This is a genomic window from Streptomyces sp. NPDC028289, from assembly GCF_055565975.1.
The window spans coordinates 730,423-745,097 of record NZ_JBVHTI010000003.1; the positions used below are offsets into that span (position 1 = coordinate 730,423).

A 14,675-nucleotide genomic window follows, 5' to 3' on the forward strand; every position below is an offset into this window, starting at 1 on the left:
TGTGGAGCAGCGCATAGGAGCCAACAGCCAGCCCCTGGAGGGCGCCGGATTCGACCCGGCCTTCATCCCCGGGCTCACCTCACCCGCGTCCGCCGAGCCCGCGGACGCGAAGCCCGCGGACGCGAAGGCCGAGGACGCCCGGCCGGAGGAGCCCGCGGAGGCGGAGGCGGCGGCGGAACCCGCGGCCGCGGCCGATGCCGAGGTGACGGCGGACGAGTCCGCCGCGGACGCCGACGACGCGGAGACCTCCGAGGGCCCCTCCTTCGAGGCCGCCGACCGGCGTGCCCGGATAGTGGCCGACCACCAGGGCGTGCGCCTCAGCCTCGACGAGGAGAACTGCGAGTTCCGCTGGGACGAGATCGGTGCGATCGAGACCGAGGCGCCGCGCTTCGGCAAGCGGTTCACGATCACCGTCCACACGCCGGAGCGCCGCTGGTACCCCATCGAGATCGAGGCGACGTCCCGCTCCCGCTTCAAGGAGTGGGAGGAGCAACTGGACGCGGTCCTCGACGCGTACTTCGACGACGGTACGGAAGACGAAGACGCCCCCGAGGCGGAAGCGGGGGCGGAGGCCGAGGACAAGGCCGCCGACGAGACCGTGAGCGAGACCGAGGACAAGGCCAAGGCCGAGGGCAAGGCACTCGGCCAGGAGTAGTCCCCTCCGTGCCCGATCGAACCGCTCCGGCCCCGGCGGCTGCCCCACGGCCGGAGCGGCTCCGGCCGGCTAGCTGCAGTACTGCGATTCCTTCCCGATCGACCGGTACATACAGTCCGCGTTCTCCAGCAGTTGGAACACCGCGTCCCGGTTCCGGGAGGTCTCCCGCTCGATCACCTCGTCGGGCGGGTAGAAGCCGCCCCCGGAGCTGGACGTCGGGTACATCTCGAAGGTGTAGTCGAAGATCTTCTGGGTGCCCCACAGATAGTCGTCGATCGAGCCGTCGGTGATGTACAGGTCGCTCGACTGTTCCGGCGTGTAGCCGTTGCTCGCCGCCATCTTCTGCCCGACCGCCTTGAACGCGGCCGCGTCGTCCGCGGTCATCCCGGTGGCGGTGTCGGCCGTCGTGTAGCCGAACGGCCACAGCACCAGCTCGCTGTACGTGTGGAAGTCGATCCCCGCCTTGATCTGCTGCTTGCCGCCGACCACCCGGCTGCGCACGAAGTCGGCGACCACCTTGACCTCGGGTGCCGACTCCGCGGACGCACCGCGGTACGTCTCGGACGACGTCGAGCCCGACGAACCGCCGCAGCACCCCCACTTGTAGTTCCAGTTCCGGTTCAGGTCCGTACCGACGTACGAGGAACCGGAGTTGGGCTGCCGGTTCTTGCGCCACGACCGGTACGAGCCGGTGGCGATGTCGTACTCGCCGCCGTCGGGGTTGAGGTCGGGGACGATCCAGATCTCCCGGCTGTTGACGATGTTCGTGACCCGGGAGTCCGATCCGTATCCGGCGCCCAGCTCCCGCAGCAGGTACAGCGCCATCTCCACCGTGAGGTGCTCGCGCGCGTGCTGGTGGAAGGTGAGCAGGACCTCGGGTTCGTTCTCGTCCGTCGCCACGTTGTCGCTGACCTTGATCGCGACGATGTCCCGGCCCTGGTACGACTTGCCGATCACCTGCTTGCTCATGATCGAGGGGTAGGCGGCGAGCCGCTGGTCGATCTCGGCGTTCGCCTCGGCGTAGTTGTGGTACTTCGCGTCGGCCGTCGGGAAGTCGAACAGGCGCAGCCGGTCGGCGGCCGAGGACCGGTCCGGGGCCGCGCCGAGGGGCGTGACATCGTAGCCGAGGCGCTTCAGTGCGGCGATCTGCGCGGCCCGTCCGGAGACGACCACCGTCTCCTCGTCCGCCTCGTCCACGGTGACGCCGGTCCGCTGGATCGCCGCGCGGGTCACGGGGGTGGTGCTCTGGTGGATCTCGTACTGCCGGACGCCGTCGGCCGAGGGGACGGCCGGGCGGGCGCTGTCGGCGGTCGCGTGGGTCACCGTCGCCGACACGGGGGCCGCGAGGGCGAGGGCCAGCAGGGCGCCCAGCGTGGCGGTCCGTCTGCCGCCGCGGGCACCGGAGCCGCGTATGCGAAGTCGCATGAAGTCTCCTGGGGGAGGTGGGGGTGGTTCAGTGCGACGTGCCTGTGAAACTGCTGTGCGGGTGCCGCTCATCGTCTGCGAATGGCATGAACAGGTCAAGATTGTAAAATCGGCCACGCAAATCAGCCGCGCAGTGTACGCCCGCCGCCGCCCCCGCAGGCCACCCGCGACGAAGTGCACCCTCCCGCGTGACGTCCATGTGCGTTTCCCCGGTGCCCCGGGAGAACGTGGGCGAATCAGCGCCGCGCGGGGGCGAACAGGCCGCGGGCCGCAAACTGTTGGCCAAGCCGCGCCTCGTCGCGCCCAGCGTCCCCGGCGGCGTCGGCTACGTCGGGACAGGGGGCATGCGAGCGGGCGTACGGCCGGGGCGGGCGTTCGGCCTCGCAGAGATCGTGGCCCACGCCCTTGACGAGCAACCCCAGCCAGATCGCCGCCCGGGTGACCGCCCGGCGCTGACGCACAGGAGACCTGATGAGCAGCAGTACGAACGGGCGCCCCGGCGCGGCCCAGGGGCACTTCGACCACCGGATGGCCGTGTTCGGCTCGGACGACGCGTTCCTCGCCGCCGCCCTGCCCTTCCTCGCCGAGGGCCTCGCCGCCGCCGACGAGCCCCCGCCCGTCGCCATCGCCGCCCCCGCCCGGCTGGCCGCCCTGCGGGACACGCTCGGCACCGATGCCAAGAAGGTCGGCTTCATCGACCACGCCGACTGGTACACCGGCACCGCCGCCAACGCCGTGGCCCAGGGCGCCGGTTTCCTCGCCGCCCACGCCGGACCCGGTGGCCGTATCCATCTCCTCATGGAGCCCGACTGGGCGGGCCGCGCTGGCCGTTCGGCGCGGGAGAGCACCGAGTGGATCCGCTACGAGTCCCTCGCCAACCTCCTCTTCGCCCCCTTCGGCACCACGGCGCTGTGCGCGTACGACACCCGGACGGCGGGCCCGGCAGTCGTCGACGCGGCCCGCCGCGCCCACCCGGGTACGGGGGTATATGAGCAACCACCCGTGCTCGTACGCGAGTTGGACGCTGTACCGCTGCCGCCACCCCCGCTGTCGGCCGCCCGGTTGCCGGCTCCGGAGGCTGTGCACGCCTGGTCGGCCGGGCTCGGGCTGCCCGCGGCGGACGCCGAGTTGTTCACCCGGGCGGTCGTGGAGGCCGCGACCGCCCACGGGCCGGTGGCCGAGATCCTCGCCTGGGGCGAGGCCCCGGCCTGCCTGATCGAGCTACGGCTGTGCCGGGCCGTGGACGATCCGCTCGCCGGGTTCGTGCCGCCGCCGAGCGCAGAGCCGGCGCCGGGGCAGGGGCTGTGGCTGACCCGCCAGGTGTGCGCGTACGTCGATGTCCGGGACGGGGCGCCGGGAGACGGGGCGAAGATCCGCGTCCAGTACGCGTGACCGAGGCGCCGGTTCCGGCTCGCCCCGCAGGCTCGCACGGCGTGCTGCGCTGCGAGGTCGCCGACGAGGATCACCGCCCTCCGAGGTTGCTGGACGCGGGCCTCTGGAGGGCGGCAGAGGGATGTACCTTTTGACATCCTCCACCTCTTTAAAAGAGGGGGATTCCAACCCAGGCGGGTTGAGGTTCACGGGCGCTCGAACGGCCGGTGGCCGCTGTCACCCCTCCGGCACCGGCTGATCGCCGGGGGCGGGGGATCCCGCCCTGTCCTGCCGCGACGTTGATGGCTGCGTTTTCGTCGGCGTTGCAGGTGAAGCCGCAGGACACGCAGACGAAGTCGGCTTGGCTCTTGCGCGACTTCTTCTCGATCCACCCGCATGCACTGCACCGCAGAGAGGTAAAGGGTGCCGGGACGTCCTCGACCCGGCCGGGGGCCTTGTGCTCGGTGCGTTGCCGCAGCAGGCCCCAGCCCTGGGCGAGGATGCTCCGGTTCAGCCCGGCTTTCTGGCGGACGTTCCTGCCGGGCCGCTCCGCGGTTCCCTTCGCGGAGCGGGTCATGTTCTTGATGTTCAGCTTCTCGAACCGGATCACGTCGTAGGTGCGGGCGAGCATGGTGCTGGTCTTCTCGCACCAGTCCTTGCGCCGGTTCACCTCGCGTGCCTTGAGGCTGGCGACCTTCGCGTACGCGGCGGCCTTGCGAGCGCTGCCCTTCGGGGCCCGAGCTGCGCGGCGCTCGTGCTTGCGGATCTGTGCCTGCTCCTTGGCCGTGAGCTGAGGGCAGTTCAGCTTCCGCCCGTCCGACAGGGCCGCCGTGATCCTCACGCCCCGGTCGATACCGATGACCTCACCCGTGCCTGGCGCGTCGACCGGCTCGGGGATGACCGCGAACGCGATATGCCACTGACCGCTGCGGCAGGTGACGCGAAACGTCTTCGCAGCGGGAAGCCCCGCGCCCTTGCCCTTGACGCTGAGGCGGAAGCGGACCCAGCCGCAGCCGGGGACCTTGACCTGCGTTGAGCTTTTGCACGACCACCAAGCGGCCCATGACCTGTTTACCGGTCTTCTGGTTCAGCTTCGGGCTGCCGTCCGGCTCGTACTCGGGTACGCGGTCGGTGCCGATGACGCGGAAGCCCTCGTGCTGGTACTTCCTGCGCCAGGTCGGCTCGCCAAAGCCGGACGTGAAGCGGGCGTTCCTGGCTGCGGCGAAGTCTTTCAGCGCCTGCTGCTGCACGTCCGCGTTCCCGGCGGCCAGCCACTCATTGTCACGCCGGGCCTCGGTGAGCTGGCGGCACTGCTCCGCAAAACCCGGCGCGGACCTGCGGCCCGGCTTCCAGTGCGCGTGCTGCTCGACAGCCAGGTTCCAGACGTACCGGGCATGCGCGCAGTGGCCGAGCATGACGCCCGCCTGCTCGCTTGTCGGATACATCCGAAACCGTGCCATGCCGCGAACCTAGCCCGCGCGTTCCCCACCCGCGCACACCAACGATCAACATCACCCGAGTGAGTGACCGCTCCCGGCTGCCGCCCCGGCTGGCCACCAGCCACCGGATCTCCCCCCGTCACTACCGCCTGTGCGTGGCCACCCTCAGCGCCATGGACGGCGACGCCGAATCGCCCTGACGGCGATTCGGCTTCCTCTGCCCCGCTTAGCGGGAGCGGGCATTCACCCCGGTACTGAAGCACCGGGCACCCTGCCCCAGAGCAAGGTGGATGCGCTGTCCCGGCGCTGGGGCTGCCACCAGGACGGGCCGGGCAAGACCGTGTGGTTCGAGCTCGGTACCTGCGGGTGCGACGGCTGCGGTCGGCGACAGCCGTAGCGCCCCACAGCCCGGACTCCGGCGGCCTGCCCAGCCGCCGGAGTCGACCCACCCGGTGTTACGGCAGTGCGTGCACGTGGGCGCCCACCGAGGACGACCACGCGTTCCCGGCGGCCGCGTCCCAGTTCGTCGACCAGGTCATCGCACCCCGCAGGCCGGGGTAGGCCGTCGACGGCTTGAAGGAGCCGCAGTTGGTGAGCTTGGTCAGGCAGTCGAGAGCGTTGTTGACGACGGTGGGCGACACGTAGCCGCTGCCCGCCGCGCTGGTCGACGCCGGCAGGCCGAGGCCCACCTGGGACGGCGACAGACCGCCCTGGAGCTGGATGCAGGCGAGCGCGGTCAGGAAGTCCACCGAGCCCTGGCTGTACACCTTGCCGTCGCAGCCCAGCATCGAACCGCTGTTGTAGTACTGCATGTTGACGACCGTGAGGATGTCCTTGATGTTCAGGGCCGTCTGGAAGTACCCGTTGGACGTCGACTGCATGTCGATCGTCTGCGGGGCCATCGTGATGATCAGGGAGGAGCCCGCCTTCGACGACAGCGAGCGCAGCGCCTGGCTCATGTAGGTGGCGTTGATGCCGTTCTCCAGGTCGATGTCGACGCCGTCGAAGCCGTACGTCTGCATCAGCGAATAGACGGAGTTGGCGAAGTTCGTCGCGGACGCCGAGTCGCTCACCGAGATCGTGCCGTTCTGGCCGCCGATCGAGATGATGACCTTCTTGCCGGCCGCCTGCTTGGCCTTGATGTCGGCCTTGAACTGGTCGACCGTGTACCCGCCGAGCCCGGCGGAGTCGAGGGTGAAGCTCACCGCGCCCGGTGTGCTGGTCGCGTCCGCGAAGGCGACGGCGATGATGTCGTACGAGGACGGCACGTCCGAGATCTTCTGGACGGTGGCGCCGTTGTTGAAGTTCTGCCAGTAGCCCGTCACCGCGTGCTTGGGCAGCGAGCCGCCGCCCCCCGTGCCGGTCGCGGTGGTCGTCGCCGTCACCGCCGACGACTTCGCCGACTCACCGGCCGAGTTGGTCGCGGTGACCTGGAAGGAGTACGACGTCGAGGCCGCGAGCCCGGTGATCGTCGCCGACGCGCCGGTGACCGCCGAGACCTTGGTGCCGTTCTGGTAGACGTTGTAGCCGGTCGCGCCCGACACCGCGCCCCAGGACAGCGACGCGGAGGACGACGTCGTACCGGAGACCGCGAGGCCGGCCGGGGTCGCCGGGACGGTCGGGGCCGGGTCGGAGCCGCCCCCGCCGTCGGGGCCGTAGACCGAGACGTCGTCGGCGTAGTAGGCGGGCTGGCCGTACCAGCCGTGCGTCCAGACCGTCACCGAGGTGGTCGAGGCGCCGGTGGTGAAGGTCGTCGACAGCTGCGTCCAGGACGTGTTCGGGGTCCAGGTCGACACGTCCGTGGTGCCGGTGCCGGTCACACCGAGGTAGGTGTAGGAGCCCTGCACCCAGGCGCTCAGTGTGTAGGTCGAGTTGGCCTTCACCGCCACCGTCTGGCTGCACTGGGCGTAGTCCTGCCCGGCCGGGGTCGCCTTCAGCGCGGCGGCGCCGGAGTGCACGGGGGAGGAGACCGTCGTCCCGCTGCCCGCGGAGCAGGTCCAGTTGGCGAGGCCCGACTCGAAGCCGGGGTTCTTCGCGTTGTTGACGTCGGCGGCGGAGGCCGGCGCGGAGGCCAGGCCCGCCATCGCGAGTGCCGTGGCGAGGGTGGCCACGGCCGACCAGGTGCGGATGCGTCGCTGTCCGGCATGCCGGGACACGAGCCGGGGGATGAGTCTGGGCATGACAAACAAGGTGGTCCAGACCAATTCACGTGTCAATAGGTCCAGACCAAATTCAAAGGTCCGCGGAAGCCCCGCAGGGCTGAACGAGCCCCGGTCATATGCACAACCTGTCCCGTTTTGGCGTCACTTGTGTGGTCACGGATCCCAGACAGCTGCACAAACGCTGTTCTCCGGTCACAGGCGCGTGGTTACAGTGCTGAGGAAGTCACGCAATGAAGTCGTCCCGGCTCATTGGAGTAACACCGGTGGGCCGCCGGGTGTGAAGAGCGGGGAGCTGCGCGTGCCAACTGCCATTGCCGTGACCAGTGCCGACATGGCGCTGCCCGTCCAGGACGAGCGGACCATGCCCGCGGTCGTCCTCCGGGACCTCGACCAGCGGCCCCTCGACGACACCCTCGCCGAGTTCGTGGCCCTCATCGAGCAGTACGGACACGTGGTCGTCGTCTACTCGGACGCCGTGCCGGAGGCCGTGGTCCGGCGCCTGCACACCCTCCGCTCCCTCCTGGAGAGCGACCGGATCGCGCTGTTCCGCCCCGATCTGCCGCCGCTCGGCATCGCCGTCCTGGCCCGGCAGTTGCGGCAGCTGGCCTCCTGCGACCTCAGCCCCGGCGTGCTCGCGTCGGCCGGCCGGCTGCTCACCCACTACATCCACTCCGGCGCCGTCCTCGGCTCCGTCGCCAAGCTGGACCGCGTCCCGGTCGGGCTCAGGGCGCACGCCAAGTCCTGGATGCCCGGCACCCAGTTCGGGGTCGTCGCCCACCCCGAACCGCAACTGGTCCGGATCGCCCCGGATGCCGTGCTGAACGGCCCCGAGTTCAGCACCTGGATGCTGGTCGCCAAGGGGCAGCTGCAGTCCGACTGGATCGGCGGCCTCGCCAAGGCCTGGGGCGCGCACGGCCTGCGCGAGACCCCGCTGCCCGCCGAGTCGTCCGTGTGGTGGGGCACCGGCCGGATGGTCGAGTTCACCAGCTACCTCGCCGACCTGTCGGTCCTCTACCAACTGGTCACCTCGGTACGGCAGACCAGCTGCCACTGGTGCGGCATCGACGTCATCGGCGACCGCTGTGTCTTCTGCTCCGCCACCCCGCCCGACTACGACCCGCCGGCGCCCCGCGCGCTGGAACAGCGCACGCCCGCCTGACACCGCGGGCCGGCCCGCACCACCCACCGCTCGGCTCCCTCGCTTCCCCCACTTCCCCCGCTTCCCCGATGAGGTCGCACGGTCCATGAACTCCCGTCAGCGCCGCGGCGTGATACTCCTGATCCTGTCGGTGATCTGCGCGCTCGCCGCGTTCGCCGGCGTGCTCTCGGTCATCGACAACGCGAAGTCCGAGGTCGGCCCCAAGGTCACCGCGTACGAACTCCGGTCCGACGTCACGCCGTACACCACGCTGAGCCCGAACCAGTTCAAGAAGATCTCGCTGCCCAAGCGGTGGCTGTCCGCCAACGCGGTCACCAGCCTCAGCCAGATCCAGAACAAGATCGCGGTCACCACGCTGAAGAAGGGCTCGCTGCTCCAGACCGACATGATCGTCGACCAGCCCGAGCTGAAGCCGGGCGAGCAGGAGGTCGCCATCATGATCGACGCGGCCACCGGGGTGGCCGGCAAGATCACCCCGGGCTCCCGGGTCAACGTCTACGCCACCTTCGAGGGCAAGCAGCAGAGCGACCCCGACGAGTCGAAGATCATCGTGACCGACGCCCGGGTCCTGGACGTCGGCGCCCAGCTCAGCTACGTGGACCCGGACAACAGGAACCAGCAGCCCACCGACGCCGTCCCCATCACCTTCGCGCTGTCCACGCTCGACGCCCAGCGCCTCACCTACGCGGAGTCCTTCGCCCAGCGGGTCCGGCTCGCCCTGGTCGCGCCCGGTACGACGACCACCGTGCCGGACAAGGACCGCACCTACGAACTCGCGACGGACAAGTGAGAGGCGCCCTCCATGCCCATCAGGATCCTCCCCGCCGTCGGTGACGCGGACGCCGTCCGCTCCCTGGTCTCCCTGCTCAGCCAGCTCCCGGACGCCGAACCCCTGCCCCCTGTCGTCGACTCCACCGGGCTGGTCGACGCCCTCGCCCGGTCCGCCGCGGAGTCCGTCGACGAACTTCCCGAGGTCGTCGTCGTCCACGAACGCATCGGCCCCGTCCCGGCCCTCGAACTGATCCGCGAGGTCGCCCTGCGCTTCCCCGCCGTGGGCGTCGTCCTGGTCACCACCGACACCAGCCCCGGCCTGTTCGCCGCCGCCATGGACTCCGGCGCCCGCGGCCTGGTCGGCCTCCCGCTGAGCTACGAGGAGCTGGCCGGCCGCGTCCAGGCCGTCGCCCAGTGGTCCACGGGCGTACGACGCCATCTCGGTCACGGCGCCGACGTCTTCGCCGGCGTCGGCGGCACCGTCGTCACCGTCAGCGGCGCGAAGGGCGGCACCGGCGCGACCCTCGTCGCGGTCCAGATCGCCCTCGCCGCGCAGGCCTCCGGCCACTCCACCGCCCTCGTCGACCTCGACCTCCAGACCGGCGACGTCGCCTCCTACCTGGACGTCCAGTTCCGCCGCTCGGTCGCCGACCTCGCCGCGGTCAACGACATCTCCCCGCGGGTCATGGCCGAGGCCGTCTTCCGCCACGACTCCGGGCTGGCCCTGCTGCTGGCTCCGGCCGAGGGCGAACGCGGCGAGGAGGTCACCGACCGCGCCGCCCGCCAGATCCTCAGCGCCCTGCGCTCCCGCTACGAGGTGGTGATCGTCGACTGCGGCGCGCAGCTCGGCGGGGCGGGTGCGGCGGCCGTGGAGACCGCCGACCTGGCGCTCCTGGTGACCACGCCGGACGTGGTCGCCGTCCGGGCGGCCAAGCGGACGGTACGGATGTGGGACCGGCTGCAGATCCGCAAGGCCGAGGAGACGACGGTGGTGGTCAACCGGTACACGCGCGGTACGGAGATCCAGCCGGCGCTGATCGGCCGCATCACCGGGACGGCCATGGCGGGGACGCCGATTCCCGCCAATTTCAAGGAGCTGCAGGGCGCGGTGGACGCGGGGCGGATGCACGAGCTGGACTCACGGAGCACGGTGAAGCAGGCGCTGTGGGGGCTGGCCGGGGAGCTGGGCCTGGTGCGGACGGGGGAGGGGGCGCCGCCGCCACGCCGGTCCGGGGGACGCGCGCGGGGCGGGGAGCGGGCGGCGGTGGGGTTCCGGCGCCGGAGGGAACTTCCATGAGGGGCCGTCGGTCGGGTGCGGGTGCGTGGGGGCGGGCCGCGCAGTTCCCCGCGCCCCTGAAGGGGCGCTCACGGTGGCGCCCTGCTTTGAGGGGCGCGGGGAACTGCGCGAACGACCCCCACCGGGTCGCACCCGACCGACGACCTGGCGACCACGGCCAGGTCTCCATAGAGCTCCTCGGCATGACCCCGGTCATCATCCTCACCCTGGTGCTCATGTGGCAGGCCGTCCTCGTGGGATACGCCTTCACCCTCGCGGGGAACGCTGCCGACGAGGGCGTACGGGCGGGCACGGCCGTCCCCCGGGGGGAACGCTCCGGCGTCTGCGAGCGCGCCGCGCTGGAGGACCTCTCCGACGCCTGGCGGGAGGGGGCCACGGTGGAGTGCGGCGGCACCGGCACGGTGACCGCGGACGTCTCCCTGCGCGTCCCGGTCCTCTTCCCCGGCTCGATCGACTTCCCCGTCACCGTCCACGGCCACGCCGGCACCGTGGAGGAGGTGAAGAACTGAGATGCACCCCCGTCTTCCCCGTCGCCGGCACCGCGACCGCGGCCAGGTCGCCGTCGAGTACCTCGGCTTCCTCCCGATCCTCCTGATCGTCGGCCTGGCCGGCATCCAGCTCGGCGCCGTCGCCTACGCCGCCGAGCAGGCCGGGACGGCGGCGCGGGCGGGGGCACGCGCGGCCTCGCTGCGGCAGGACGTCGGCGCCGCCTGCGCCGCCGCGGTCAGCCTCAGCGTGACCTGCGCGACCTCCGGCGGCGGAGACTCGGTCACCGTCACCGCCACGGTCCACATCCCGAAGATCGTCTGGGGCCTGGGCAACGCCACCAAGTCCGCCACGATGCCCGTCGACCACTGAACGAGGAGCACCAGAGCCATGAGCGTCTCTGATCAGCTGAATGATCCTGTGGCAGACGTAGTGTCTGGGATCGTCTCCCATCGTGGCGGGGAAGCGTGAGCGTGGAGATGGAATCCCGCGCCCAGTGCTGCTCCGCGTGGCCGGTGGCGGCTGTATGGGGGTCTCCCCGGCCAGGGCCCGCAGATGGGTGTGCTGATCGTCGTCACGTCCTGGTGCCGGCGGGCTGCGCGGGGCAGCCGCATCCGGCCCGGTGGTGCGTGTCCCTCCGGACGCTGACCCGCCGGACCCGAAGGACCGGTGGGGGAGGGGGCCCTGCGTCGCCTGGGCGCGGGGCGTGTGCTTCGACGCCGGGTGGAACCTGTCTTGGACCGGTCCGTCCGACTGGCTTGTGGCGCGGTCGGGGTAATGACCGCATGTGCTTCGAGCTTGTCCACGACTGCGCGGATGACCATCTGTCCGGTGGTCCGGTCGGCGACGGTCTTTATCTGGTGGGTCAGGCCACGTGCGGCGATGCGCCGCCACGCGCCGGTGTCGCGGTCGCCCTGCCAGCTGCAGCCGTCACGGTCGGGGCAGATGGCCCACTTCCAGCCCGGCGTGGTGGGCCGGTCGGGTGCCTTGCGGTGAAGCAGCGGAGCGAGGCACAGGGGGCAGTGCTTGGAGGTGTTTCGGGCCGGGACGGTGACCACGGCGATACCCACCTCGGCGGCGAGGTGCCGCATGTGGTCAGCGATCTGCCCGCGTACCTGCTGGGACAGGCGGGCGTTCATGGTCCGGCCCATGCCGCGAGCCTCCAAGGAGCGCAGGTCTTCGAGGTAGATGACCGTGGCATCGGCCGTGATGGCCTGATCCACGGCCCAGCGGGCGGCGGCGCGGGCCAGCGCATTGTTGAGGTTCGACCTGCGCTCGGACACTGCGCGGATCTCGCCGGTCAGGACCGTGTGCCGCGCGGCCAGGGGATGATCGGTGTCTTCGCCCATGAGTCGTTGGTAGTGGTCGGCTTTGGCGTGCAGGTGCTCCGACAGGTGGCGCAGTCGGTGCTGCTTGGCCAGCACGCCGGCGGCCCGGAACTCGGCGCCGGTGCCGAGGGCGGTGATGCGGCCGTCGTCATGGAGGCGGGCGACGCCTGCGCTGAGGAGCGTGTTCAGGCCCCAGTCCACGCCCAACGCGATCCGGTGGCCGGAGCGCTGGGCCTTCGGGACGGAGTGGGTGTAGGCGAGGTCGGCGCGAACTTCTCTCTGGTGGAAGCGCAGGGTGGGCAGGTGCAGCACCGCGTGGGCCGGGATGGTGGGCGGCAGTGCGATCGGGCAGGACACCCACGTCCAGTCCCGGTAGGAGCGCGGGTCGGGGCAGGTGGGCAGCTGCAGGCGCAGCAGTGCCCGCGCGGGGTCGTCACCGCGTTGGATGGTGGCCTGCTGTCCGTCGCAGGCGGACAGCAGCAGCATGCGCGCGGCCCGCGGCGCTGCCTCGGCCTCGAACACATCGCCAGGCAGTCGTCCGTGCTTGCGCACGAAGGTGGCGATCTGCTGGGTACGGGACTTGATGACGCTTCCCGGCAGATGCTGCCCTCCCGGCACCGCCGCGCGGACGGCGTCCCACTCCTCGGGAGTGCGCTTGCTCGGATCGGCGGGCCACGTCGCCAGCACACCGGAGGTGAGATCGGCCCGCCACTTCGCGGAGCGCAGGGTCCGCCCGGCCTGCTCCTGTGCCATGCGCACGAGTCGGTCGTTGACCTGGACGCCTTCCGGCGCGGCAGCCGCCCAGCCCAGGCGGCGCAGTGCCATCCAGGCATTGGACGGCAGCTTCCTGCCGTCCGGCTCCCGGCCGGAGGCAAGCACATTCACGTCGGTGATGTTCCAGTGCGCGGCCAGCACATCGGACACCAAGCCGTACACCAGATCGGCAGCCCAGCCAACCCGCTCAGCCAGCACAGCAGCAGACAGAAGTCCGCCGCTCTTCTCGTCCCGCCCGGTACGCAGCACACCACGGGCGCACGCGATACGGGAGGTCTCGCCCTCGGCGAGCAGAAGTCTCCGGCTCATCGCTGCCCCCTCCCACGCGTGATGCTGTCATCCGATCAACGACACCCTCCCTGAAAGGTCACGCATTCGACCCGCGCACTCACATACGACGCCGACGTCGGTGCCGGACACACGGCATGAGTCCGACGGCTGAGGCACACTACGGATCCCGAAGGAAACGCATGAGCCTGCGGGCACGCATCAACTCCCCCGAGGAGCACGGCAGCCGGGGCGAGGACGGCCACCTGGTCTCCTCCTACCGGGCCAAGCTCCTGGAGGAGATCGACCTCGCGGAGATGAGCGCGCTGGCCGCCGCCGAGCGCCGGGCCCGGCTCGAACGCGTCCTCGGCCACATCATCAGCCGCGAGGGCCCGGTCCTGTCGACCGTCGAACGCTCCCAGCTGATCCGCCGGGTCGTCGACGAGGCCCTCGGCCTCGGCATCCTGGAACCGCTCCTCGAAGACGCGTCGATCACGGAGATCATGGTGAACGGCCCCGACGCGATCTTCGTCGAACGCGGCGGCCGCGTCGAGCAGTTGCCGCTCCGCTTCGTCTCCGCCGACCAGCTGATGCAGACCATCGAACGCATCGTCTCCACGGTCAACCGCCGCGTCGACGAGTCGAACCCGATGGTCGACGCCCGCCTCCCCTCCGGCGAACGCGTCAACGTCATCATCCCGCCGCTCTCCCTGACCGGCCCCACCCTCACCATCCGCCGCTTCCCCCGCTCCTTCACCCTCCAGGAGCTGATCGGCTTCGGCTCGCTCGACGAGCACATGGTGTACCTGCTGGCGGGCCTGATACAGGCGAAGTTCAACATCATCGTCTCCGGCGCCACCGGCACCGGCAAGACCACCCTCCTGAACGCGCTCTCAGGCCTCATCCCCGCCCACGAACGCATCATCACCATCGAGGACTCCGCCGAACTCCAGCTCCAGCAGACCCACGTGGTCCGCCTGGAGTCCCGCCCGGCGAACGTCGAGGGCAAGGGCGAGGTCACCATCCGCGACCTGGTCCGCAACTCCCTGCGGATGCGCCCCGACCGGATCGTGGTCGGTGAGGTCCGCGGCGGCGAGTCCCTGGACATGCTCCAGGCGATGTCCACGGGCCACGACGGCTCGCTGGCCACCGTCCACGCCAACAGCGCGGAGGACGCGCTCACCCGGCTCCAGACCCTGGCCTCCATGTCGGACGTCGAGGTCCCCTTCGTCGCCCTGCACGACCAGATCAACAGCGCGGTCGAGGTCATCGTCCAGCTGACCCGGTTCGCGGACGGCGGCCGCCGGATCACCGAGATCGCGATGCTGGACAGCCACGGCAGCGAGCCGTACCGGCTGGCGACCGTGGCCCGTTTCGACGCCCAGCCCATGACCCACGACGGCCGGGTTTACGGCTCCTTCCAGTACTTCCCGCTGCCACGCCGCACCGCCGACCGCCTCTACATGGCGAGCCAGCCGATCCCGCAGGCCTTCGGCGTGGCCCAGCACCTCGACCAGCTCACCACCCGAGAAGCCCGGTAG

Annotated in this window: 12 protein-coding genes and 2 pseudogenes; 9 read left to right on the forward strand and 5 right to left on the reverse strand. The window is 70.8% G+C overall.

The window, feature by feature from the left end; translation table 11 throughout:
- Position 1 precedes the first annotated feature (1 nt).
- Positions 2-655, forward strand: coding sequence for a hypothetical protein (locus tag ACZ4UV_RS17500; RefSeq protein ID WP_451021062.1), 654 nt, complete (start codon positions 2-4; stop codon positions 653-655).
- 69 nt (positions 656-724) lie between these two features.
- Here the strand turns inward: ACZ4UV_RS17500 and ACZ4UV_RS17505 are convergent, their stop codons facing one another.
- The gene (locus tag ACZ4UV_RS17505) at positions 725-2,080 is read right to left on the reverse strand and encodes a M14 family metallopeptidase (RefSeq protein WP_451021061.1); all 1,356 of its coding nucleotides are present in this window, start codon (positions 2,078-2,080) and stop codon (positions 725-727) included.
- Between the two features lie 471 nt (positions 2,081-2,551).
- Between ACZ4UV_RS17505 and ACZ4UV_RS17510 the strand changes: the two genes are divergently transcribed.
- The gene (locus tag ACZ4UV_RS17510; RefSeq protein ID WP_467838750.1) at positions 2,552-3,472 is read left to right on the forward strand and encodes an anti-sigma factor RsbA family regulatory protein; all 921 of its coding nucleotides are present in this window, start codon (positions 2,552-2,554) and stop codon (positions 3,470-3,472) included.
- Positions 3,473-3,620: 148 nt separating this feature from the next.
- Here the strand turns inward: ACZ4UV_RS17510 and ACZ4UV_RS17515 are convergent.
- Positions 3,621-4,424: pseudogene (locus tag ACZ4UV_RS17515) on the reverse strand (RNA-guided endonuclease InsQ/TnpB family protein); the annotation flags it as partial.
- Complete coding sequence (locus ACZ4UV_RS17520; RefSeq protein ID WP_467838753.1) at positions 4,315-4,911, reverse strand: helix-turn-helix domain-containing protein; 597 nt, start codon at positions 4,909-4,911, stop codon at positions 4,315-4,317. The gene ACZ4UV_RS17520 and the pseudogene ACZ4UV_RS17515, both read right to left, overlap by 110 nt.
- A 265-nt stretch (positions 4,912-5,176) precedes the next feature.
- Between ACZ4UV_RS17520 and ACZ4UV_RS17525 the strand changes: the two are divergent.
- Positions 5,177-5,287: pseudogene (locus ACZ4UV_RS17525) on the forward strand (ATP-binding protein); the annotation flags it as partial.
- Positions 5,288-5,345: 58 nt separating this feature from the next.
- On the opposite strand, the gene ACZ4UV_RS17530 reads toward ACZ4UV_RS17525, so the two are convergent.
- Complete coding sequence (locus ACZ4UV_RS17530; protein ID WP_467838756.1) at positions 5,346-7,070, reverse strand: chitinase; 1,725 nt, start codon at positions 7,068-7,070, stop codon at positions 5,346-5,348.
- A gap of 313 nt (positions 7,071-7,383) precedes the next feature.
- Here ACZ4UV_RS17530 and ACZ4UV_RS17535 point away from each other — a divergent pair, with 313 nt between their 5' ends.
- From ACZ4UV_RS17535 to ACZ4UV_RS17555, 5 genes are all read left to right on the forward strand, one after another.
- Complete coding sequence (locus tag ACZ4UV_RS17535) at positions 7,384-8,211, forward strand: hypothetical protein (RefSeq protein WP_451021064.1); 828 nt, start codon at positions 7,384-7,386, stop codon at positions 8,209-8,211.
- A gap of 85 nt (positions 8,212-8,296) precedes the next feature.
- Positions 8,297-9,001 carry a Flp pilus assembly protein CpaB gene (cpaB, locus tag ACZ4UV_RS17540; protein ID WP_390046480.1) on the forward strand — a complete coding sequence of 235 codons (705 nt, stop codon included), beginning with the start codon at positions 8,297-8,299 and terminating at the stop codon, positions 8,999-9,001.
- Between the two features lie 12 nt (positions 9,002-9,013).
- Complete coding sequence (locus ACZ4UV_RS17545; RefSeq protein WP_467838758.1) at positions 9,014-10,279, forward strand: AAA family ATPase; 1,266 nt, start codon at positions 9,014-9,016, stop codon at positions 10,277-10,279.
- A 182-nt stretch (positions 10,280-10,461) separates the two neighbouring features.
- Positions 10,462-10,788 carry a pilus assembly protein gene (locus ACZ4UV_RS17550; RefSeq protein WP_467838761.1) on the forward strand — a complete coding sequence of 109 codons (327 nt, stop codon included), beginning with the start codon at positions 10,462-10,464 and terminating at the stop codon, positions 10,786-10,788.
- 1 nt (position 10,789) lies between these two features.
- Positions 10,790-11,137 (forward strand): TadE/TadG family type IV pilus assembly protein, encoded by a 348-nt coding sequence (locus ACZ4UV_RS17555; protein ID WP_467838762.1) that lies wholly within the window; start codon positions 10,790-10,792, stop codon positions 11,135-11,137.
- A gap of 32 nt (positions 11,138-11,169) precedes the next feature.
- Here ACZ4UV_RS17555 and ACZ4UV_RS17560 read toward each other — a convergent pair whose 3' ends face one another.
- Entirely contained in the window at positions 11,170-13,176 is a 2,007-nt protein-coding gene (locus tag ACZ4UV_RS17560; protein WP_351486038.1) for a zinc ribbon domain-containing protein, read from the reverse strand.
- Between the two features lie 161 nt (positions 13,177-13,337).
- On the opposite strand from ACZ4UV_RS17560, the gene ACZ4UV_RS17565 reads away from it, so the two are divergent.
- A complete protein-coding gene (locus ACZ4UV_RS17565; RefSeq protein WP_467838766.1) occupies positions 13,338-14,675 on the forward strand; it encodes a CpaF family protein in 1,338 nt (445 codons plus the stop codon).

What these genes read in the sequence shown, in the direction of transcription:
- ACZ4UV_RS17555 (WP_467838762.1), top strand. Translation starts at nt 10,790, where the DNA reads ATGCACCCCCGTCTTCCCCGTCGCCGGCACCGCGACCGCGGCCAGGTC.
- ACZ4UV_RS17510 (WP_467838750.1), top strand. Translation starts at nt 2,552, where the DNA reads ATGAGCAGCAGTACGAACGGGCGCCCCGGCGCGGCCCAGGGGCACTTC.
- ACZ4UV_RS17535 (WP_451021064.1), top strand. Translation starts at nt 7,384, where the DNA reads ATGGCGCTGCCCGTCCAGGACGAGCGGACCATGCCCGCGGTCGTCCTC.
- ACZ4UV_RS17545 (WP_467838758.1), top strand. Translation starts at nt 9,014, where the DNA reads ATGCCCATCAGGATCCTCCCCGCCGTCGGTGACGCGGACGCCGTCCGC.
- cpaB (WP_390046480.1), top strand. Translation starts at nt 8,297, where the DNA reads ATGAACTCCCGTCAGCGCCGCGGCGTGATACTCCTGATCCTGTCGGTG.
- ACZ4UV_RS17520 (WP_467838753.1), bottom strand. Translation starts at nt 4,911, where the DNA reads ATGGCACGGTTTCGGATGTATCCGACAAGCGAGCAGGCGGGCGTCATG.
- ACZ4UV_RS17565 (WP_467838766.1), top strand. Translation starts at nt 13,338, where the DNA reads ATGAGCCTGCGGGCACGCATCAACTCCCCCGAGGAGCACGGCAGCCGG.
- ACZ4UV_RS17505 (WP_451021061.1), bottom strand. Translation starts at nt 2,080, where the DNA reads ATGCGACTTCGCATACGCGGCTCCGGTGCCCGCGGCGGCAGACGGACC.
- ACZ4UV_RS17550 (WP_467838761.1), top strand. Translation starts at nt 10,462, where the DNA reads ATGACCCCGGTCATCATCCTCACCCTGGTGCTCATGTGGCAGGCCGTC.
- ACZ4UV_RS17560 (WP_351486038.1), bottom strand. Translation starts at nt 13,176, where the DNA reads ATGAGCCGGAGACTTCTGCTCGCCGAGGGCGAGACCTCCCGTATCGCG.
- ACZ4UV_RS17530 (WP_467838756.1), bottom strand. Translation starts at nt 7,070, where the DNA reads ATGCCCAGACTCATCCCCCGGCTCGTGTCCCGGCATGCCGGACAGCGA.